This is a genomic window from Kosakonia radicincitans DSM 16656, assembly GCF_000280495.2.
GTDB lineage: Bacteria > Pseudomonadota > Gammaproteobacteria > Enterobacterales > Enterobacteriaceae > Kosakonia > Kosakonia radicincitans.
In genome coordinates, this window is record NZ_CP018016.1 from 2,858,398 (window position 1) to 2,881,372 (window position 22,975).

10 protein-coding genes are annotated in these 22,975 nt (G+C 55.2%); 8 read left to right on the plus strand and 2 right to left on the minus strand.

Translation table 11 applies throughout. From position 1 onward, the window contains the following. Nucleotides 1-4 precede the first annotated feature (4 nt). Nucleotides 5-454 carry a hypothetical protein gene (locus Y71_RS13775; RefSeq protein WP_007375005.1) on the minus strand — a complete coding sequence of 150 codons (450 nt, stop codon included), beginning with the start codon at nucleotides 452-454 and terminating at the stop codon, nucleotides 5-7. Between the two features lie 423 nt (nucleotides 455-877). On the opposite strand from Y71_RS13775, the gene Y71_RS13780 reads away from it, so the two are divergent. From Y71_RS13780 to Y71_RS13810, 7 genes are read left to right on the plus strand one after another with little or no spacing between them, the layout of a single operon-like run. Then, nucleotides 878-1,276 carry a hypothetical protein gene (locus Y71_RS13780; RefSeq protein ID WP_007375003.1) on the plus strand — a complete coding sequence of 133 codons (399 nt, stop codon included), beginning with the start codon at nucleotides 878-880 and terminating at the stop codon, nucleotides 1,274-1,276. A 54-nt stretch (nucleotides 1,277-1,330) separates the two neighbouring features. Next, nucleotides 1,331-1,723, plus strand: a complete 393-nt coding sequence (locus tag Y71_RS13785; RefSeq protein ID WP_007375002.1) for a hypothetical protein — start codon at nucleotides 1,331-1,333, stop codon at nucleotides 1,721-1,723. Nucleotides 1,724-1,749: 26 nt separating this feature from the next. Beyond that, complete coding sequence (locus Y71_RS13790; RefSeq protein WP_007375001.1) at nucleotides 1,750-3,138, plus strand: hypothetical protein; 1,389 nt, start codon at nucleotides 1,750-1,752, stop codon at nucleotides 3,136-3,138. A 47-nt stretch (nucleotides 3,139-3,185) separates the two neighbouring features. Then, nucleotides 3,186-4,046, plus strand: coding sequence for an endonuclease/exonuclease/phosphatase family protein (locus Y71_RS13795; protein ID WP_050998954.1), 861 nt, complete (start codon nucleotides 3,186-3,188; stop codon nucleotides 4,044-4,046). After that, nucleotides 4,043-4,801, plus strand: coding sequence for a hypothetical protein (locus Y71_RS13800; RefSeq protein ID WP_145954140.1), 759 nt, complete (start codon nucleotides 4,043-4,045; stop codon nucleotides 4,799-4,801). Before Y71_RS13795 ends, Y71_RS13800 begins: the two co-directional genes overlap by 4 nt. 1 nt (nucleotide 4,802) lies before the next feature. Beyond that, complete coding sequence (locus Y71_RS13805) at nucleotides 4,803-8,375, plus strand: hypothetical protein (protein ID WP_007374997.1); 3,573 nt, start codon at nucleotides 4,803-4,805, stop codon at nucleotides 8,373-8,375. Then, nucleotides 8,375-21,379 (plus strand): LysM peptidoglycan-binding domain-containing protein, encoded by a 13,005-nt coding sequence (locus Y71_RS13810; protein WP_007374996.1) that lies wholly within the window; start codon nucleotides 8,375-8,377, stop codon nucleotides 21,377-21,379. Before Y71_RS13805 ends, Y71_RS13810 begins: the two co-directional genes overlap by 1 nt. A gap of 126 nt (nucleotides 21,380-21,505) precedes the next feature. Here the strand turns inward: Y71_RS13810 and yahO are convergent, their stop codons facing one another. After that, the gene (gene yahO / locus Y71_RS13815; RefSeq protein ID WP_007374995.1) at nucleotides 21,506-21,781 is read right to left on the minus strand and encodes a DUF1471 family periplasmic protein YahO; all 276 of its coding nucleotides are present in this window, start codon (nucleotides 21,779-21,781) and stop codon (nucleotides 21,506-21,508) included. 219 nt (nucleotides 21,782-22,000) lie between these two features. Here yahO and tehA point away from each other — a divergent pair, with 219 nt between their 5' ends. Then, the gene (tehA, locus tag Y71_RS13820; RefSeq protein WP_007374994.1) at nucleotides 22,001-22,954 is read left to right on the plus strand and encodes a dicarboxylate transporter/tellurite-resistance protein TehA; all 954 of its coding nucleotides are present in this window, start codon (nucleotides 22,001-22,003) and stop codon (nucleotides 22,952-22,954) included. The last annotated feature ends 21 nt before the right edge of the window (nucleotides 22,955-22,975 follow it).

The following is a 22,975-nucleotide window of genomic DNA, read 5'->3' on the forward strand; positions in this document are numbered from 1 at the left end:
GTGTTCACTCTGCGTCCGGTGTTTTCGGGCGGTTATCATCAGGCTGAGTGCGATCTTCCGCCTGCTCATCGCGATGTCCGCGCCAGCCACAGTGTCCGCGATGTCCGTGACGACCAAAGCCGTCGCGACGATGGCGAATAAACTCTTCGCGCTGTTCCGGCGTCATCTGCATCCAGCGCTCATGCATACGGCGATGCGCCCGCGCCATGCCAAACATCCCCGGCCGAAAACCGAGTCCGCCGAACAAAATGCGGCACAGCACCAGCACGCCCAGCGCCTGCCAGAAGCCAATGCTTTTTACCCCGAGGATGGCGGGCAACAGCGCATTCCACAGCGACATTACCAGCAGCCCCAGTATGACGACCAGCGCCACACCGAAAATCACATGTTTCACCATGCGATGGCGGCCAAAACCGTGTCCACGAGTGTGCCCATGCATATCAAAATCTCTCATCTTCTTCTTTCCTCTTACCGTAGCGGATTGTTGCCTGTGATGGGGTAGACGAATGAGCGATAAAGATATTGCCAGGAAAATGAAATTTTTTCTGCGCCAAACGCCTCCCCATTGAAAAAGATGACAATATTATTATTAGCTCCATCACTTTGTTTTATTAAAAAATTAACTATTCATGTTATTTTTCATTATATTGAAAATAATTTTTCGGTTAATCTTTAATAATATTAAGCACACTCAGAAATTTATATATTATATATAATATGCCACTTTTTTAGTCTTCCATGTAACCGCTGGAAATCAATGGTTATTTTAAAAATAGTGTTTTAATAAACATTTTTATATTTGCAAAGGCCTCTCCCCCGTCTATATTTTTTTGAGTTAGTCGTTCCGTTAGTTTCAAACCAACAAAGGAATTATCTAATGACTGATTTTGCACGGTCAGTTACGGTTGATATCGCAGATACCAGCCCGGCGACACTGACGCTAAATTACGTTCGCCTTAACGGTGGGCAGTGGCAAAAAACGCCAGAACCCGGTTCAACCATTACTCCAGCCGGAGAAGTCGAGTATGTGAATGGTGTTGAGAGCAATTATGAAACCCTTGGCGGCCAAATTGTTCTGACCCCCGCCTCAGGTGGCCTTATTACTATCAAATGGGACTGGTCTTTTGGTTCGGGCGTTTCTGGCGGCGTCAGGACGGAATCTTTAACCGGACTCGCAGTCAGTTACCAGTGGATCAATACGCAATCAAATCACCCTGTATTACAGGTTACGATCAGCGCCGATACCGCAGCAAAATTACTTCGTGCTCATAAATGAATGAATACTGGCAGGAAATATTTTCCTGCCAGTATTATTTGATGAGGATTGCAAATGGCAAGTAATATAACTGCTGGCAATTTTTCACAAAATAAAAATCTCGCCATTGCACTGGGTAATAATTCGGCCACTACGCTAACGCTGGTGCTGGCCAGCGTAAATCAGGGAGCCTGGGCTGGTACGCCGCCAAAAAATGGTTCAACCTACCCGCCCGCTAATTATTTTTATGCCGTTAATATTGCTGCGAATAGTTATGACGCACTCAGCGGCTCCGTAAAATTTGAGCTCGCCTCTGGGGGGTTCCTCATAGCGCAATGGACCTGGGAACCCGGCACGCCTCTGCGAGTGGATGCCTACTGCGATAGCGACCAGGTACAGATTGATTACAATACCATTAATTCACAATCAAACTCGGCGACGTTCCAGATTACCGTCACTAACGAATAAATTACCCATGCTATTCAGGGGGAATCATGTCCGGGGCTGCGAGCACTAAATTTTCGTTTTCCATTACGTTTCCGGATCAGGGGGGAGGAACAAACCCTGCCGTCGGTCCTTTTATTATTCCTCCGCGATTGAAAAATGCCACCCCGAATAACGATCTGGCGTTGTACTTTTCAGGATATTGCGTCCCCGCCACAACCTCAGCCACCAAAGGTATTCAGCCGGGCGAGATACCGCAACAGAAAGCGTTTGGTTTAAGTTTTACGCAGTCAGGAAGCTCACCTAATCCGGTAATAAAAATAGTGCAGATAACCGTAGTTAAACAATATATTTTTAGTGCACAGACTGCCGATCGTGAAATATTACTCACTTCATTTCGCCTATTTGCCGGGCAACTTGAAAAACTGGAAGTTTCGCTTTCCAGTGCGACTGGCGGGCTTTTACCCTGCGTCACAGAAGCGTTGCTTTATCAAATTGCACTCAATATGCCGTTAACATTAAGTGAATTACTGCAATTCACTTATCACTTTAATATTAATGATCAATATATTGATCTGGAGCCGGGTTTTTCACTGACCATTGCCGCTGCCGGATACCAATATATTGCGCCTCCCGCCAGCCCTGGTTATGGATTGAATGCGTTTACCCTGTCCGGTACGCAAACAGTCAGCCTCGGCTGGCAGCAAGACGGGAAATTATCATTCAACGGTTTTGCATCCCGTTTTACGCACGGCGTTGAGTTATCTCCGCCGACGCCACCCGATGAGAACTACCCGTGTCTGATTTTCGCCGCCAGCCCTATCGATCTTCAGTTAAGCGGCAATGCCCGCCGACACTGGCGGCTGATTACACCGTCATCGCTGCCATCGCCGCAGAATGTGGATAACAGCGGCAGCAGCAGCGTTGACAGCGCGTTGTTACTGGGCGCTGACACCTACACCGATTTAGCGGCGGCCACCGAGGCGGCGATTAGCGGTGGGCAATTTTGTATCACGCCGGACGCCGACAATAATCCGATCGTGGCCATCGCATTTACCAGCCGGGTTTTTGTCACGCCCGCTATTGGCATCTTTGTCAATGATATTGCCCAACAGGTTCCGGTGGGGACATCGATGCGCGACATCGTCTTTCAGTATTTGCTGGTTCCGCCCGCACACATTGTCACTTCCGGTTCGAATGTCGATAGCACATCGCTGAGTTGCAAATTACAACGCTGGGTGGCCAATAGCGAAAAACCCTTTTCCTCCACCTCGCCAGGCCCAACGGTTCAGGTCGACTATTTTGATTTCTCGCCAGACAGCACTTCAGGCCTGCCGCTGAGCGGACCGGACGGCGACGTATTCGATATTCCGCTGTTAAAAGGCGATCGGATTTATGTCGGCCCGAAAGATGGATATCAACTTAGCCTTACGGAGTAGTACACGCGCGCTTCTTGTTCGTCAGCACCCCAGGTGAGGGCCAGGAAATGAACAGCACTAAAAATTATTTTACAACGCTTCCCGTGAGCTTTCTGTTGCTGTTGGTCTGCACAGAGGGGTATGCAGCCGTTAAGTTTACGATCCGTTCGCAAAACTTTCTCCATTTGGGATGGGGAACATCCGCTGTGAATAAAAATAAATGTCTTGCGCTTGACGAGATGATGCAAGCCAACGACGTGATTATTATTCAGGAGTTAATGCAGCACGCTGATCCCTGTCCTGCTGAAACAACAAAAAATAAGTTCCAGTTTATCGTTAATTCGACGGGGTTGGGTTCCAGTTCTTATAAAGAGTATTACGGTTTTTATATCAAACCGCCGAAAGTTAGCTTTACCAATGATAGATACCAGGCTGGTGGAACCTTTGAGCGACCGCCTTATGCCATTGGACTGAAAGTCACCGTCAGTGCCACCAGCAAATATATCTGGGTCGGTAATATTCATTCTATTTTTGGTAAAAGAGTACAGCAACGATACGACGAGGCCGCTGAAGTAAAAGATTTTTATCAATACATGATAAACGTACGAATAACGGGCGCACCCAAAGCAAAAAACTACCCCTTTATTATCGGCGGGGACTGGAATATTCCCCTTAAAAATAAGGCCGGGAAATACACAAAAGGCTTCGAGTGGCTGCCAACGAACAATGCGGAGGGAGCCCCGAACGTCCCAACGTCACTGAGTGCAAAAGGCAAACGCGCCAGCGCCTACGATCATTTTATTTATGCCGATAGCCTCACGGTAAATAACGTTCAAATTCTGACAAGCGCTTCCTTCGCCTCGGATCTCTCATGGCGTCAAAACGTGACCGATCACCTGGGAATTAGCGCAGAGGTAACCATCCCATGACTCCTCTTAATGTCTCGCGCTTGCTTCGTCAATCAACATACTTACTTGCCACCTGCTGTCTGGCGATCCCGTTAATGGTGTACGCCGATAAGCCGAATTTTTATGTGCCGGAAGCCTGTAAAGGTAAGGCAAGCGGCGCCGGGCTGGAGAATCCTTCCGACGTGCTGCCGCCGCAAGTCACAGCGTATTATGTTGATCTTGTGACTCCGGATATCGTATTTCTCTCCATCGATAGCGTCTCCCCGATACCGGATAGCAAGTTTTGGTCGGCGAAGATCAATATTCCACCTGTCACTAAAAACAAAAATGGCTACAAGGGCTCGTTTATCCTTGATGTCTCTTATACCCCGCTATTGAACGTTTTTGTGCAAAAAAATGCGAGTTCCCCTGGCGTTAAAGCTTTTACCCTGCCAAGAGCCGCCACGCTACCCAAGGATGCAGAACTTCTTCCGGTCGCGGATGTGACTATTTATAACGAAGATCATAGCGCAACGCTTGCAGGCGCCTTTGTGCAGTTTCACTCCGCCGCTCTCACCGCAGCAATAGTTGGCATGGATGACACATCCCCGACACTAACCGAAGAGGCGGATGACAATGGGATCATCAAGTTGCAGTGCATGATTTTCCTCGAGGGTGCGAACTGGGTCACTGTCTACGATAAAGATCACCAATACCGCTACGATGCCCCGCTGGAGCTGATTAACCCCGCAGGCGCGTTAAGCACCACACGCGTGACAAAAAGTGGGGAGGAGTAAAATGGCTCATTTCGTGCCGTGTTATGCGGGTTCGCGTTTGTACATCGCGCCGGGCGGCGAAAACTGCTTTGGTGGCTTTTTACTCTCAACAGACGTCACCACGCTGCCTGACAGCCTCACCGTTGAACAGGCGCTTTATGCGTACCACGGATGGTTTGTTCAGCTTCCCGCCACGGCCATTACGGATCTGGCGGCATTTGAGCAAAAAGCGCAGGTCTGGTTTCGCAACTCAGCGCGAAAGGATGCGCTGGCGGCCTGGTTCACCAGCATTGCGGGATTAACCGCAACCGTCCTGTTTGCCCGTAAAAACGGAACCGACGTAACCCTGCTGCGCACGGCGGAAGTGCCGTTCGGCAATTTTGCCCTTTCATTGCCGAAAGACAGCACGATAGTGGCGTCAGCCCAGGCGTTAACCTTTAGTCGCGGTACGCTGCTGGTTACCCCTATCGGCGAGCGAACCCCGCAGCCGTTCGCCCTCGATCATCTCGGGCTGGAATTGCTGAATGACGCCGCGCCGAATAATGTGCTGTCGCTGGCGTTTTCCGTCACCAGCGAAGCCGCAAGTGATGTTCTGGATATTGGATTACGCAGTTTCTCTGCGCCCGCAGAGGGCGGCTATACCCAAACCGCACTGTACCGAATCTTTAATTTACAGGATGCGACTTCGCAGTTAACGCTTCAGGGGACCCTTGATCCCCTCGCCCCCTGCGACACCACGCGCTCCTTCCTGCAGCTGTCCAGCGGTGCGCTTTCGCTGCCCACGTACTATCAATCCGCGGCAGGCGCGGCGGTAGAGGTAAAACCACTCGCCAGCGCCGGGCTGGTGTTTACCGAACGGCTGGCGGCGGTCGATGCCAGCGGTCAGCCCGTCATTCTGCGCGGTAACCAGTCGCTATATCTGACGCCCGCAGGTGAGTTCGAATTTCTGCTCTCGTCGCAGGGGCAAGCCGACGCCACCTCCGCCTCGCTGCAAAACGCACTGATGGGAGGATTATCCTCTGTCGAGTATTTCAAATATACCGGTAACCCAATACTGGCGTTCACTCCCCATCAGGATGCGTTTGCCCGTACGTTGCAAAATGCCGCCCCCGGGCGCGATCGGGTATTCGGGACTCTGACAGGCGCCGGGAAGACATCATGGGTGACACTGCAAACTGCGCAAAGCAGCGAATACTTCGCCCAGCCCGACAGCTCGGTCTTACACCAGGCTCCCGACGCTGCCGCAGACACTGATTTTCTGACCTACCTGCCCGTTTCCGTCGGTGACGTTGAGGACCAGAAAACCCGCCTCGCCCGCTCAGATAACGGTGATTTACCTCCCGTGTCCTTCCCATTGGCGCCTTACCGTTCGATTAAAGCGACCAACATCTCCGGCACTGATATCAGAAATATGGAGACTCAGGTGTTGTCGCCGAAACGTCGCACCGTTGTCCAGACGCTGATTCAGACAGGAGAAAGCGCCGGACGTTTACGCGCATCGCTGCCTTCGCCACCTTTCTCAACGACACCGCAGGGATTACTGCTGGCACTGGGTGAGGACGCGACAGGGTTAACCTGGCAGCAACTGACGCTGGGGCAATCCAGCGCGGCAAACACGCCGCCCCATCGCGCCGACAGGCTACTGTTGAGCCAGGTGAACGGCGAACTGAAATCCGCATTACAGACGAACCAGCTTTTTCTGGTCATCACCGGCGCCGGGATCATGAGCCAGTGCGCGTCGATTCCCTATTCCCTCACCGCCGTGCGGCAGCGGCAGCTCGCTTTGCAAATAACAGATCCGGACGTCAACGCGAAACTTGCCGCGATGGTGCCGACACAGTGGCCCGATTTAGCATCACTGCGCGCCGATCTGGCGGCCAGGTTTACACCGGAACAACTGGAAAACGTGTTCGACACCGTGCGCAATGCTCTGGGTGATTTCAGCCTGTTTGTCGCAGACTGGGAATTCGATCTCTCCCCTTGGCGTTGGGTCAATTACAACACCCTGTTACTGTTCAAATTCTGTAATAAAAAGCTGTCGCAACTGGTTGACGATACGGAGCAATGGGCGGACGCAGATCGTTTCAACAGCTCAGCGGATGGCACAAGACAACGGATTCAGGCGATTTTTGCTGCCGCCACCGAACGCGTTGCGGCCGGTGATGGCGATTTGTCTTATTTCGTTAATACGGTGATGGAGAGCGAAAGCTGGAATGGCGTTCTCGCACTGAACGCCCAGGTCCCGCTGACCGGGCTTCCTCCTCAGCTTGAGGGGCTGGCCGCCGGAATTGATGTCTCGCGTTTTCAGGCGCACCACATCGGTATTTCCGTCACGCCGATCGCAACAGGCCAGAGCACCTGGACCAGCCACCCCAGTTCAGTCTTTGGCCTGATTGATTATGAAGACAGTGAACACCTTTCAGGAAACGCGCCTTACGACTTCAAAGTCCTGTCGCTGAAGGTGGCGATAGCGAACTCCGGGATCGTCTCGTTTTCCAGCAAAATCGAACTGCTCATCAACCAGCTCTTTGAAGAACCCGCCACACAGTATTCATCGTCAAGCGGCAACAACCTTTTGCTGTATGGCGTTTATCAAAAATCCGGCAACAGCGGAAGTTATCTGTTTACGACCGCGGATCACACCACCTACGGCATAACCAGCCAGATCCTTGATGCCGTCGGTATCCGGGCGGCAAGTTTTGTTACGGCCAGCGGCGGTAAAGCCGACGCGGAGAACAGCACAACGCGCACAACGTTTGCGCTCAATGGAACCATCGGTTTCCTGCAACAGCCGCAGTTTGACCTGCTTTCCTATGGCGCCGCCACGCCAAATCAGGGGAATGGCAATGTGGAAGGGTTGGCCTATTCCGGCCTGACAATTGATATGACCTTTGATCCTGCCACGCCGCAGTACCGTCAGTTTACGTTTAATGCCCAGCCGCTTTTGCCGGATGCCAACGCCAGCCAGGTCCGTGCGCAAAGCCTGGCGGCACATTTTCCCATGAAACTCACGGCTCTGATTCAGGGGACTGGCGACGTCACACCCGACAAAATGGCGTATATGCCGGTGGATTCGCCGCTCAACGGCATAGCGATGACCGCGCCGTGGTTTGGGTTGCAATATGAACTGGATCTCGGCTCGGCGGGCGCGCTGGCCGCCAAAATCGATTTCACCGCCGGCCTGCTCCTCGCCTGGTCTCCGGCAAGCCAGACGCATCAATCCGGGATCTACATTGGCCTGCACTTGCCAGGGGTGAAAGGTGGAGAGCGCGCTATCCCGATTGAAGGCGTACTCAAACTGGTTTTCGCTGATGTCACCTTCCTGGTGGATCCGCCGACCTACATTCTCAAGCTGGGCGATATCGCCCTCAAACTCCTTGCCCTGAGCTTTCCACCGAACGGGCAAATTGATCTTTTGATGTTTGGTAACCCGGATGCGCAGACCAGCGGCGCACTGGGCTGGTACGCCGCCTGGGTGAAAAACGGCGCAGACGGCGCGGGGGGAAAACAGGTGCAGCGCCTGACACAGTTGCACTCAGAATCCGCACTTTCCCAACTCCAGCAGCGACTTCTGGCGGCACAGAGGAGCCAATAATGCCCGGCAAAAAAACGCGCAACGCGCCATCCAGCATCGATACGCCGATTCAGAATCTGTGGAATACCCTGCTGTCGGCAGGTTACCTGTCAGCCGATCAGAAAAAATTCAACCTGCCGGCCGCCAATACACTGCACTCAGCGCCTGTCACTGCGCTGCTTAATGATGCGGATCTCTTTCCCACCGCCTCGCTGGTGATGACCCTTAGCGGGGTGCAACCACCGGGCGACGGTAATACGATTGTTCTGACGGGGCAAATTGATGGCAATTCTTTCAATGTTTCCCAACCGGCAGCCAGCGCCACCTTTAGCGTAACGGCGAACGGCGTCGCGCAACTCAGCGTCAGCACACACCTTCCCGACAACAGCACTGCGTTAGGTACTGCGTTTCCGGGGCTGAAGCCCCACGATAAAAAACAAAACGTTTCTGCCGCGGCTATAACCCTGTTCCGCAATGCCGTATTTACCGCCTCGTCCTCTGATGCTGGCACAGGCGTAACGTTCAGCGGGCAGCCGGTCGCCGGTTCCAGCTATCAGGGAATGTGGAAAACCCGTCCCGCCGCGATGCAGGGGAGCATCACCCAGTGGCCGACCAGGGATCGCGCGCTGTCGCCCGCCTTTGTGTTACGTTCGGAGCCTGTTGACGCCGTTCCGGCTGCCGGATTGCTACCGCTAAAAGCGGGGTTACTGTTTGTTTCATCGCAAGCCGACGACGATACCAGCCATGGTATCGCCACTTTTGATGCCGGAACGCTGGCGCTGTCGGGGATTGAGTTGCATTTCCCTCTCCTTGATGACGGCGACCCCCTTGCGCTGAGCAACGATTCGCTCGCGGTCTCCCTGAGTTCGGTCGCCGATATCGCCAGCCTGCTGATGGGCGAAGTCGCAGATGCCCTGCTGCCGAACCGCTTTCCTCTGGGAACCGATCTGCTGCTGCAAGAACTGACATTCACCCTCGACATTACGGCGTCCAGAACGTTGCAGGTGTCGGCGACGGTCAAAGCCCACACGGAAATCCATTTGCTGCCGCTCAATCTGGCGGTGCTGGAGAGTGTCATCTTCACCTTCAGCGTGGGCGTCGATCTCTCAGCATGGATCGCTATCAATGGCCTGTTCAAACTCAATGGCCAGGAACAACTGAAATTTTACGGCGGATTAAGTTTCTCTGTACCCGGCGGTAGTGACAGTGTCACGTTAGTGGCATACAACGATGCCGAGATCGATATCCTGCAATTACTGAATATCGTCCCCGGTTTGCCAACACTGCCAGAGTCAGGAATTGTCACCCCGGCGGGGGGATTATCTGCGCAGATCCAGCCCGCTACCGGCGCCTGGCAGTTCAGCGGAACCATTGCGCCCAAATCGGGAGCCTGGACACTGGAGTTTGGCCGCGGCATCAAAGCCGTGTCGCTGAAAAGTTTGCGCCTCGATCTGGAGCGGACGCCGACCAACTTAACCGCCACCATTCAGGCACACACGGAATTTTTGGGGATCCCGTTTATCGTCAGCGCACAAACCTCGACGCAATCCAAAGCCTGGGTGTTTGAGGGGCGAATGATCGCAAGCAAGCCGGTGAGTCTGATCAGTGTTGCCAGCCAGTTGCTGCCCTTCATTCCGCAATCCCTGCCGACGGATATTACGCTGAATGCGCTGCAGGTGAAGTTTAATACCGCCGCCAACACCTTCATGGTACAGACCACCCTGCAATGGACGCTCGACTTCCTGCCAATCAGTATTACGGCCGATCTGTTGATCAGGTCGGACCGCGCGAAAGCCAGCGATCCGGCAAGTTATTCCGGGCAGTTAACCGGCATTGTTGATATCAACAACATGATCCTCACCTGCTCTTACATCTTTAGCCCGACGACGACAGACATTATTTTTGCCTACCGCAACCTTAAAGTGGTTTATCACAAAGATGACATCGATCCCTACGTTGCAGTGAGTCTGGAAAAGAGCAATGTGGGCGATCTGTTTGCGTTTCTTCTCTCCTTTGCCCAACCGGGGCGAAATATAGCGCTGGGCGATCCCTGGAATGCGCTGGAGAAAATTTCGCTTCCAAATCTGACGGTCAACGTACATCTCAAAACCCGCAAAATTAACGTCAGCATCGGGCTCAATGTCGATCTCGGGTTTATCAAGATTACGCAATTCACCCTGACCTATGTGAAACAGTACGGCAAACCCAAATTCAACCTTGAACTGAGCTGTGAATTTCTGGGGCAGCGCTACGGAGGCGATAATAAACCGCTAAGCTGGGATCCGCTTAATCAGGCACCGCCAGTGGTGCCCGGTGCGGGTACACAGGTTTTCGACCTTGAATATCTGGGTATCGGCCAACGCATGACCCTGCGCGGTGAGATGCCCACCACCATGGATGGGGTGATCAAACGACTGGAAAACGCGCTGATTCCGGTGGGGAATCCAACCCGGAACCCGGCGAATCAGCTTCCTGGACTGAGCTATGACGCCGGTTCGGACTGGATGATCGGCACGCGTTTTACGGCCATGTCGACCGTGTCATTAAGTATGGTGTTCAACGATCCACGCGTGTATGGTCTGCTGATCCAGCTAGCCGGTTCACGCGCGGGCCCGCTGGCGGGTCTGCGTTTTGAGATCCTGTATCGAAAAATCAGCGACAACGTCGGCGTATACCATATTGAGCTAACGTTACCCGACACCATGCGCCATCTGGAGTTTGGCGAGGTTTCCATTACCCTGCCGATTGTCACTGTTGATATCTTTACCAACGGCAATTTTCGTATCGACGCCGGATTCCCTCCGTCGCTCACCGACTTTTCCCGCAGTTTTTCGGTACAGGTCTTTCCATTTATCGGCTACGGCGGTTTCTACTTTGGCGTTCTCAATGGTGAAACATCCACAACCATACCGCGCATCTCTAACGGCAATTTCACCCCGGTTATCGAATTTGGTTTTGCCTTGCAGGTCGGCGTCGGTAAAACGCTGTCGCTGGGCATTCTCTCCGGCGGCATCAGCATCACCGTCGGCGGCATGCTGCAAGGCACGCTCTCATGGTTCAACCCCATCGATCAGGCTTTGGTGCCCGAAAACTATTTCCACCTTCGCGGTGCTCTGGCGGTTATCGGCCAGGTGTATGCCACCGTTGACTTCGGCATTATTCAGGCCAGTGTGTCGCTCACCATTTACGTCTCGGCGGCGATTGATGTCGAAAGTTATCGGGCGATCCTGCTGAGTGTCAGCGCCGGGGTTCGCGTTAAGGTCAGTATCAAAATTATCTTTATCCGTATCAATTTCAGCTTCTCGGCAACAATCACCGAAACTTTCCCGATTGGTTCAAACCGCCAGACACCGTGGATACTTTCCGCGCCCGCCAGTAATACCGGCGTACAACGCAGCCTCTATCGGGCGAAAAGCCCGTTCATTCGCCAGCCGCAGTATGGTCAACTCCGCCTGCGACCGGCGAGAACGATGATGGCCCGCCATATCTTGTCCCGCTATCGGAATAACGCGGGTGCGCCTCTGTGCGTTAATGTCACGGCGATTCCCTTATTCTCCCAGGCGATTGCCGATGATTTTGCCTTTTCCGGCGCGCCGACGGTTCCCTTTGCGGGGAAAAACCCGGTGCTGGCTCTCCTGCTGGGGATTGAAACCTCCACGGACGCTGCCAGCGGCACAAATCAGTTACTGAGCTTTATGTCCGACTGGCTTTCATCTCTGATTGGCGATGAACATGCCACGCTCTCCGCCGCTGTCGTCGATGAGATCCTTGATGCCCTCAAAGCGCCAGATGCCGTAACGGATATTTTTAGCTATACCAACCTGGTACACCTTTTTGACAACCATCATATTCAGTTCACGTTGCAACCGCGCCCGCAGCAGGCGCAGGCCGACGGCAGCGAACTGCCGATGGCGCTGATGGCGATGATCCCGGAATTGTCGCTGGAGACGCCGGACTACACGATTAACTTCCTCACCGATCGCATCCCTGCGGCGGGTTACGAGCAGCGGATTCAGGACTATTTTGCCGATCTGGCCGCGCAGTTTGCCGAACGCCAGGGCTGGAACAGCAATAAAACCCAGGACGCCAGTCAACCGGACAGTATGGCGCGACTGATCTTCCGCTACTACTTCCTGATGCTGGCGCGCAGTCTGCTACAGCAAACGAAAAGTTTTATGGCCGAAGCCGAGTGGCCGTTATCGGAGAAAGAGGCCGCTCATGCCTCACTTCAGACGCTGGCCAACCGTTTCAACAACAATTATACCGTCCGCGCAGGGGAAAATTTTCCCGCTATCGCCGCCCGGTTCAGCGTAACCCCGCAGGCGCTGGAAGCTGCCAACCCACAGGTTGAGGGTGCCGCGCCCGCCGCAGGCGATACGCTGTTCATTCCTGCGCCCGCCGTCAGCTACATTGCACAGCCGGGGGACACGCTGGAAAGTCTTGCAGCCTGTTTTGCGCTGGAGCCGGATGAGCTCCAGCAGGCAAACCCGCAGGTGAATTTCCACCCGCTGCCAGGCGGAACTCAGCTTGCCATTCCGGCGATGCGCATTCTGCATAAAGTGCTCGACGGCGAAGTGGCCGCGACCATTGCTGCCGATTTCGGTCTTTCGCTTCCGGCGTTGCGCGCTGCCAATCCGCAGGTGAATTTCAACCCGCTAAAACCCGGCACCCTATTATTAATCCCCCTCACCGTAAGCCCGTATGCCATTGCGGAAAGCAATCAGCAGAAAGCAGGCAAACTGCGGGCGGGCATGCTGCTGCCGCTGGGCGATATTCCCTTTCTGACCCAAAATGGCGACACCTTTGCCAGCCTCGCGGCACGATTTGGCGCAAACGATGTAGCGCTGGTTGCCAGCAACCAGAATGTGCTGGGGCTGCTGCGCGCCGCACAAAAATTGCCGCTTGGCGATTTCACCTGCACCAGCAGAGACGGTGACAGCCTGAATGGCGTCATCGCCTACTGGTATGCGCGTAACACCGATTTCAACGCCCAAAATTTGCTGGCTGACAACCCCACATTGCGGCTTGCCGCGCCGCAAACCCTGAACATTCCGCAGCTAAACGAAAACGACAAACGGGTAACCCTGGCGCATGAGGAGCGCGTGCAGGATTTCCTGCTGGCGAATAGCACCACCCTTGACGTGCTGATCGCCAGCAACAATGCGATTGCGCTGGCGACGGGCCAGACGCTGCAGTTGAAAAACATTGTCGTTATTGCCAGTAATAGCTTCCTGCTTCAGTACACGGCGGGCAGCGCCGAGACTCCGTTGCTGCTGGCGCAACGGTTCTTTGAGCCCTCGCCATCCGCCCAGGCTGCCGCACTGCTCAGCATCCGGCAGTGGAACGGGAATATTGCGGCGGAAAGCCCCTTCGCCACCGGTAGCCTCGTGGTGATCCCGTACTTCACCACGCCGGGCAACATTTGCCGCCAGTTTGGTATCACCCTGGCGGAGCTTTGCCGCCGCAGCACGCTGTTAAGCGACAGCAACCTGCTGGCAGCAAATGTGTCCCTGCTGGCTGAACAAGTCACACACCGGATCGTCACGAACGAGACGCTCGCAGAGATTGCGCAAAACTACAATTTGTCGCTGGAACAGCTCACCGGGCGGATTGCCACCCACGGCGGCCTGTTTGCCGATGAAGCGAAAACCCTCTCCGTCAAGGCGATTCCGGGGTTCCGCCGCTCACTGCTCGCCAGCGTGCTGGCGCAAACCGGCAACTACACCAATGTCCTTAACATGTCGACGCGGTTTATGCTCAATGGCTTACGCCTGCCGGACCCCGACTTCCCGCAACAAGGCAGCCTGGCGATAAACACCCCGGCGGCATACCCGCTGTATGCGCTGGTTGGGCAGGAGTACCCGCTGGCACCGCCAGATGCGCAAAAAGGATATACCCTGACACTGACGGGCAGCGATGCCTGTTGGATCAACATTCCTGGCGGGAAACTGGCAATCCCCCTGCTCGCTGAAGAGATAGCACGCATTGCCGAACTGGCGACGGCCGAGCTGGATACCGCAAACATCGTCAGCCAGGCGATTCCGCTGTATAGCTGGTTGCCCGATCGGCAGACCGTCTCCGCCACGGCGATATGGGCAACCGAAGAGGTGCCGGAAGGCATTACGTTACCCTCGCAGCGGGTGAGCACGCCGCGGATCTGGAGCATGCCTGACGCATTGATTCGCGCCATTGCTGAAAGCCCTGACCGTCGGCTGCCTTATCGGGGCTGCTTCGGCACCCCATTGCCCGATGGCAACATCGACACGACGGTGCTTCAGGCGGCGCGCTACGCGACAGCGATTGATTTCACCATCGAGAAACCCGATGCCTCCCGACCCGGAATGTATCTGCTCTCCGGTACCGATCAAGCCGGGTTGCAGCGGGTATTAAACTTATGGACTTACCTGAAAAATAACGACGCCGTGGGCGCAACGCTGTATCTGGCCTATCGCGAACAGCAGGCCGGCAACAGTAATGGAACGCAAACCAGCGATCGGCTTGATCGGGCAAACAGCTTCCTGCTGAAGACCAACCTTTCGACAGAGAGTCACGGCGAGTTCCAGACACTGCTGCGCACAAACTCTGCGGTGATGCTGAACGACGGACTGATTGATGCGTCGCTGGCCACCCTGACCGCTGAAGACAGCCGGAATTTTTTACAGCTGCTCTGGGAGTGCTCGGTGGTCAAAAACGGCGGTTACTACCTCTACTACCAGAAGGAAGATGGAACGCCAGGGCTGCCTAGATCGCTGTTTAGCGATGGCAAACAGGCCTCGCTGCAGCTGATTGCGCTACTGAGCAATCAGACGGCGGACACCGGAATTGCCCGATCGTTTAACAACATTCTGATTGTTGGCGATAACGTTGACCAAAGTGCGAACAGTATCTTCTTTGAAGCCACGACACACACTGTCGTGGAGGGCGACACGCTGAATCACATTGCGGTGAATGCACCGCCCATACTGGCGCTTTCCGGGCAGTCGCTCGGTGAAATCAATCAGCTCATCATGGGCGTATTACGCACGGGATGCGAGGTGGCAGGCCAGATGGTTTTGCCCTCCGACAGCATCAGTTCGATTGCCCTGCGTGCGGGAAAAACGGTCGCGGAGATTGTCGCCGCGCTGGTCGATCGGCCAGAGATGTTACGCACCGGCGCCCTCGTGATGCTGGCGGGAAAACCCGTTCAGCCAGTGAACAACGGCGATACGCTGGAGAGCATCGCCAGCGAGTATGATTTTCTCGATCCTGCGGCATTGGTTGCCCTGAATGCGCACCGAACGCCGCTTCTGGCAGCAGGCACCAGCTTTAACCTGCCAGGCGGGGAACGCTATATCCTCCAGGCCGGAGATACCTTTTTCTCCATTGCGCAGGCAAAACAACAGGATCTGTCGTTGCTCGGCGATCTGAATGCCACAAACCCGATCCTGCTCGCTGACGCCGTCATTACCGTCGCGGCCAATACGCTCAAATTGTGCGCCAGCCTGCCGCCAGGCCATGCGGGTTTCACGCTGCAACGTAGCAATCCGCAAGTTGAGAGCGCGGCGGAAACAACGACATCCGCACTGGGGACGCTCTATAACCTGGCCGGGTTCCAACTGGCCGCGAATGCAACGCTCAATGCCTCAAATGAAGGATTACCGGCAGGGCCAACCAATGACACTGACGAAAGTCTCTGGCAATACCGCCAGATTCTGTCGCTTATCGCCTTCGCCCGGAACAAAAGTAACGAGGGAAATGTCGCCCTGCCGTCTGCCGCGCAAAGCCCCTACCGCGCTGTCAGTGCGGGCGGTCAGGCGGATATCGCGCTCTGTTTACAGGATATTCTCGGCAACCGTACGGTCGGCTCATCGCTTCCGGCTGCCCATTCCCCGACGGGGTACACCGACGAACTGCTCGGTCCTGGTGCCTGGCCATCCGTGAATACCACTTACCGGTTCCAGCCACGAAATGGCGGCGGCGCACTGGCGGTGACCGCACAGCTCTCTGCAACGCCCTTCCTGCCGGATGCTTCTGCCGTGCCTGTGCGGGGCGGGCTTCCTTCCGGGCAACTGGTGACTGCGGCCGCCAGCAGAGCGCAACAGGCGCGCCTGCAATACCAGACGGCCAGTTGGCAACTCCAGCAGCCCGATATCACCGCCCGCTTATCGACAACGCTTGGCGAACTGGACGATAACGCAGCGTTAAGCCTGGCGCTTCGCTACGATCTGCTGGGCCTGGCAAACTCAGCCTGGATCTTTACCGGCATTGCCGCCGGGATAGAGCCAACCCGGATTACGCTCGGGCCGGAAACCGCGTTGAAAAATTTTGCTGATGTGCTCAGCCACTATCCGGCAAGCGGAGAAATGGTGGCGAAAATCAATCAGTACCTGCGGGCGGATCTGCTGTTTGGCGCGGCGACGCCGCTTATCGTTCCGCATAATGTTCTGACCAAAGCGGGCGACACCCCGCAGGCGGTGATCGATCACCTCGAAGATACCATCGATTTAACCACTCTCGGCCGGAATAACATGCAGCTCGCGGTTGCCCTGGACACGGTGTTCAGCACCGCCACCCGCAGCGTGGTTCTGGATGTGGCGGGTCAATCGCTCAATGCGCTGGCGCTCAGTTTCGGTTGCGCGATTGCCACCTCGGCGGGGAATATTTCCGGTATGGCCGCGACCTGCCAGTTGCTGACACTGGGCAAAGATGTGGTGCTTAGCTGGTCGGATCCGGTTAGCGGCAATAGCTGGCAGTATGGCCCAGAGGCCGGAGAAAACCGTTCACTCGCTGCTGCGGCGGCGTGGTTCGCGCAGCAGGTTAAAGCCAGCCAGCAGCGCGAAAACGTCAACATTACGGTGGATGATGTCGCCGTTGAGAATCAATTTGTAAACGGCATTTTTGCCAGCGGGCAAACGCTGTACATCGCCTCTGTCATCGCCCATTCCGGCGATACCATCGCCAGCCTGTTGGCCGATTTTGGTGCGCCACAGGGTAACCAGAGCGATCCGCTCGCAAACTTCATGGCCGCCAATGCGAATGTGCCCAATGTCTGGCCAGTCAGCACCGCCCTGTACATCCAGGATACAGCGCTGATCATTGAGGAGGGCCAGACGCTGGAATCACTGGCGCAACAGGCAGCAATATCAACAGGAAGCATTATTGCCAACAACCTGCGTCTGCCGTTTAACAGCGCAACCAGCATGCTGATCCCCTTCAGCGGCGACAATCAGGAGATGATGGCGGGCAGTCTGCTGATCGCCAGCGGCCAGCCTCTCTCTGCTCTCGCCAGTGCGCTGGCGATGAGTAGCCGTGATTTACTCACGCTTAACGAGACGCTGCCGGCGCTCTTCTCCGGTAGCCCAATTGGCACCGTCACGCCAGCGCTCAGCGATACCCCGCAGGATATCGCCCGAGGTCTTGCTATCACCGTCGGGGAACTGGCCGACAGGATTGCTGATGCCCCTGGAGCACTGCGGAGCGGCGCTCTGCTCGTCACCCCTACAGTGCGATCGAGGGAAAGCGAGACAATCAAAGCCGTGGCGCTGCGGCTGAACTGCACGGCTGAAGCGCTGATTGCCGCCAATGCTTGCCTGCCCGGCTGGATAACCGCGGGCCAAAGCATCACGGTCGATGGCGCGCCGTACCTCGTCAGGGAAAATGACACCCTGGCGTTACTCCTCGCACGTATTAATGAAGCTCGCCTCTCCAGCCGCCAGCCTCCGCTCTCCACCCCGGAATTTGCCGCTGTTGCACAGGGGCTGGCGCTCTCTGCGCGCGCGATCATTACGCCCGTAGTGATCCTGCAACTGTCGGCGCAGGTACAACCTTATGCTGAGCGGGCCATCCAGAATCTGGGCGTCAGCCTCGCGGTTTCACGCGATCCGGCGATGATGGCCGCCGGGTTCGATTCAGCGCCGCTGATGGTTTCGTCAACCACATCCATTACCGCCGCGCCTTTCTCCGCCAGCGACAATCTGCAATCTCTTACGCAGTTTGCCATTGATTTTGAAAACGCCTTCCGCGGCCTGAAGCTGGCAACCGGCCCGCAACAGACGCAGGGAAATGCGCTACTGAAACAGGCATCGATGCGGGCAGCGGTCAATGGCGGCGCGACGCAGAGTAAAGATAAGAGCTTGTGGGTAGTGAATTTTTCCGATCGCGGCAGTTATGTTAATTATGCGGTTGATGCCCAAAGCGCCCGCTATTTCGCCCTGCCGCCGCTGACCACACTTGCGTGGAACGGCAACGCTCAACAGGTAAGCTACAGCCCGCAACAGGGGCTGGAGTGGGGTTCCGGCACTACCGCATTCCGCGCGGCAGATCCGGAGCAGTGGCAACAACAGTTGTTCTCCGCCATTGATTTGGTGTTGTCGCCAGAGTATGCGGTTGCGGGTGCCAATCACCCGAAAACGCGCGCAGCGATCCAACAGATCATCACGGCGAAACAGCAGATCGCCAACGGCGTGGCACAGCGGGTGCAGCCCATTATCAGCGGTAATAATCAGGGGCAGACGGAAGCGATTAATGCGATGGAGCAGCAATTACTTGTGGCCCTGAGCAGCGCATCAACGGTGCAGTCGCTGATTCAGCTTGATCTCAATGTCTCTGGCGACGGCGCGCCGCCAATGGCCGATATTGCCAGTGCGCCCCAGCTTTCCGGAAAATTAACGACCCACATCGTCAACACGCAACAGATCGCCGCCAATAACGATGCTCCGCTGGCGCCGCTTGCTGAAATGACCGGGGTATCACCGCGCTATCTGGCGACAATCCTCGCGACGACGCGCAACATTATCCGGCCTGATTTGACGATTGCCCGCAAAGATCAGCCCGACAAAATCTGTGTGACGAGCACCAGCGATACGCTCAGCAGCATTGCGCAGGCTCTGGAGTTGCCACTTTATGAACTGGCCGGAAACAGCAAAATCCTCGGCACTCCGCAGCCTCTGTTTTTGCATAACACGGCGATTAACGTCACCCCGACGGCCGCACCACAGACGCTGACCACCCTGACCAGCGTAGCCAGTTGGGCGAATACCACTATCGCGGATGTGATTGTGGCAAACCAGCAACGCACAGACTTTTTTAGTGCCGGTTCAACCCTCACCCTGGGCAACACGTCATTTACCCCCTCGGCCAGCGATACCCTGGAAAAGATCGCGCTGTTCTTTGGCGATGTTGAGACTTTCGCCACGCAATTGGGTAGCGTGGATGCCGGCAGTCTGAGCGGGCATTATCAGCTCAATGACAGCGCGCCGCCGCGTGGCCTGACGCTGGTTCCACAAATCTCGCTGTCGACCGCGAAAGTCGCTCTCGCGCAGGGCATTACACGGTTAACCACCGCGTTTGGTGTTAAAGATCCGATGGTTCAGCGTAACGTCACCCTGCAGCTGGCGTATCAGGTTAACCAGCTTGAGTTTGACCGTCATGGTATCGCGGGGGTGCACGGCTACCAGGATTCCAGCTGGTTATCATTTATTATTCCGCTGGAGAATGTCACCCAGACTGATGGCCAGATTGGGCAGTTGCAAATCCCGGTGCCATTGAACAGTTATCCGCAGCCTGCTGTGGTTTCCAGACAAACCGCGTCAGCCTCCACGCCTGCAGAGAATGCCGTCGCGACGCTGGCGCAGTGGGATTATGCATTCACGGCGACCCGCCAGTTTGCCGCCCAGGATCAGGCCACCTTCGAGATACTGTTTAACCAGCCCGATGATGGGGTAAGTTCGCCGCTGGTGCGCGATTCACGCTATGAACCGATCATTACGCTGCTGGCCGCTTTTTCTACCGTGTGGGACGTCATCGCTTCCGACCTCGCACAGTTGAAGGATGCAACCCAGCAATCCATTCCACTTCCGGCAATTAATGCGCTGAATGGGTTAGCCAGTTTCGCTGAGAAAATTGGCGACGCATGGGCCAATCTGCGTAGCGTTGCGCCCGATCTCAAAGGATTGCCGACGCGTCGTTATCTTTATCTGTTGTCGATTCTGACCCCCAATACGCCAACGGAGATCTCATCAATCAGCCTCGAACGCCTTGAACAACGCAGCGATTTCGGCAGCGAACCGGATGATTTCCTCTTCACCTGTTCTGCGGCTTTTGCGGCCGATCTGGATAAGCGGCTCATCCCGGCGGCGCTGGAGACGCGCATGACCGAGTGCGGATTCCCCCCAGGCGCGGAGAGTTATGTCACCGTCGGAGCACCGGGTTCAGACTGGATGATCTACGCTCCGCAGGCTACCCAGAGCTATGCCGGAGGCAAAACTGTGATGGCTCCGCAGACCTTCCGCTTACAGCGAAAAGCCGACGAAGAGACGATTCTGGTTTCGCGACAGATCCTGTGGCCTGCAATTGATACCGGTGAAGGACAGCGTTTTGTCAGCCATCAGATGGGGAACCGACTGATTTACGATCTACCGCAAGAAGGACTGCCGATTACCGATCTGCTTACCCTGCCGATGGTTTTCTATCGTCTGAATATCATGGGGCTACAGGATGCGTGGGGAGGCACGTCGATTGCGCGCAATGCTAACTTGCTGGCCGGTAAGCGCATCAACCCGGACTTTATCTACCAGACGCCGCTGGCCATGTTCCCGACGCGCATCTCCCCGCTGCTGGCGGATACCACGGTGACAACGCTGACGGGAGAAACACTGGAAGAGGCGCTGGCCACACTGTTTCAGACGCTCACCGCAGGCCAGGCGGCCATTCTCGGCGCATCGCATCGCGCGATGCGTATCGCGGCCTGCTGGTGGTCTGGCGCCGATCCGTCACAGGACCCATTGACCACACCACTACGGGTGAGCACGCCGTTAACGCTCTCGCCGCTGTATGCGTTTGACGTGGCCTCCGACTGGAAAACGGGGCACTACATTTCCCGCCTGGCGCAACAAATGCAAAAACAGGCCGCGGTGCTGGGGGTGACCCCGCGCGCGCCAGGGCGCTGGGTTGTCGATATTCTGATCTACAGTTACCAGGAGGATCAAAACGCGAAAGCACTTACCGCATTGTTGGATATCAGGAATAAAACCTACCCGGCAAGCTGAAATAGAGCCAACGAAAAATGCCGTTAATTTAACTAACGGCATTGACTTATTATTGTGCAATGTTTTGCCAACGGTAAAGAAATACACCATCGCTATTTAAACATTATTTCAGCAAAACATTATGTGCTATTTCTTCTTGTACACATCGGCGGTGGCATGGATCTTTTTCCTGGTCTGATCCGACGTGACAATATAGATATCACCGCCCTTTTCATCCGCCAGTTTGCTCAGCGCATGACGGGCGTCCATTGGCGACATCTCATCAGAGGTGGTAATTTCGCCAATCTTTTCATATTGCGAAGAAACTTTGTCAAAGTCTGCCTTTTCCATCAGTTTCGCGGCCCAGGCATTACTGGCTAATAATGTTAACGCGCTAATAATCACTAAACTTTTTTTGTTCATCACCGCATTCTCCAGATCGTTTATGAGATTGTTGTAAATAACAGAAAAGCACAGTCGATCATTTACTCTATAACAGTAGTCGAAGAATAAAAGATTACAATATAACCACTCAATGGACGTATTTAATCCACTGAGCAAGGTAAATAAATAAAACATGCATCTCAAATATCATATACAATACCCCGCAATTTATTCCGTGGTATTTTCAGGAGCCTGGTGATGAAAAATTCACACCTCAACCTTCCCGCCGGTTATTTTGGCATTGTGCTCGGTATTATCGGGCTGGGCTTTTCCTGGCGCTTTGCCGCCACGCTTTGGCCAGTCACGCTGTGGCCTGCAAATACGCTGATTATTCTGGCTATTGTTATCTGGGTACTGCTGACGCTGGCGTTTTTCACCCGCCTGTTGCACCACTCCGGCACGCTGCTTGAAGAGGTTACCCATCCATTAAAAAGCAGTTTTGTCAGCCTGCTGCCCGCCACCTCCATGCTGGTGGCGATCGGTCTGACGCCCTGGTGCTACTCGCTGGCACTGGCGCTTTTTCTGCCCGCCGTCGCCTGCCAGCTTGCCTATGCCGCCTGGCAAACGGCCGGATTATGGCGCGGCACCCATCCGAAAGAAGCCACCACGCCGGGGCTTTATCTGCCAACCGTCGCCAATAACTTTATCAGCGCCATGGCCTGCGGTGCGCTCGGTTTTAACGATGTCGGGATGCTGTTTCTCGGCGCCGGGCTCTTCTCCTGGCTGAGCCTTGAACCGGCGATCCTCAGCCGCCTGCGCAACCTGGATGAGATGTCCCCTGCGGTGCGTACCTCGCTCGGCATTCAGATGGCGCCCGCGTTTGTCGCCTGTAGCGCCTGGCTCAGCGTCAACGGCGGCCAGGTGGATGTGTTCGCGAAACTGCTGTTCGGTTACGGGCTGCTGCAAATGCTGTTTATGATCCGCCTGATCCCCTGGTACAGCGCCCAGCCGTTTAATCCGTCGTTCTGGAGTTTCTCCTTCGGCGTGGCGTCGCTTGCCACCACCTCTATCCGGCTGGGACATGCCGCGCCCGGCGGCGCACTCTACTGGATGTCATTCCCGCTGTTTATTGCCGCCAATCTGGTAATTGGTCTGCTGATTGTCAAAACGTTTTCCCTGCTGCTGCAAGGAAAACTGCTCGTTCGAAGCTAAACGGTTGGGCGTCAGCCGGTT

Coding starts and splice junctions, on each gene's coding strand:
- Y71_RS13780 (WP_007375003.1), top strand. CDS start 878: ATGACTGATTTTGCACGGTCAGTTACGGTTGATATCGCAGATACCAGC.
- Y71_RS13795 (WP_050998954.1), top strand. CDS start 3,186: ATGAACAGCACTAAAAATTATTTTACAACGCTTCCCGTGAGCTTTCTG.
- Y71_RS13785 (WP_007375002.1), top strand. CDS start 1,331: ATGGCAAGTAATATAACTGCTGGCAATTTTTCACAAAATAAAAATCTC.
- tehA (WP_007374994.1), top strand. CDS start 22,001: ATGAAAAATTCACACCTCAACCTTCCCGCCGGTTATTTTGGCATTGTG.
- Y71_RS13805 (WP_007374997.1), top strand. CDS start 4,803: ATGGCTCATTTCGTGCCGTGTTATGCGGGTTCGCGTTTGTACATCGCG.
- yahO (WP_007374995.1), bottom strand. CDS start 21,781: ATGAACAAAAAAAGTTTAGTGATTATTAGCGCGTTAACATTATTAGCC.
- Y71_RS13810 (WP_007374996.1), top strand. CDS start 8,375: ATGCCCGGCAAAAAAACGCGCAACGCGCCATCCAGCATCGATACGCCG.
- Y71_RS13800 (WP_145954140.1), top strand. CDS start 4,043: ATGACTCCTCTTAATGTCTCGCGCTTGCTTCGTCAATCAACATACTTA.
- Y71_RS13775 (WP_007375005.1), bottom strand. CDS start 454: ATGAGAGATTTTGATATGCATGGGCACACTCGTGGACACGGTTTTGGC.
- Y71_RS13790 (WP_007375001.1), top strand. CDS start 1,750: ATGTCCGGGGCTGCGAGCACTAAATTTTCGTTTTCCATTACGTTTCCG.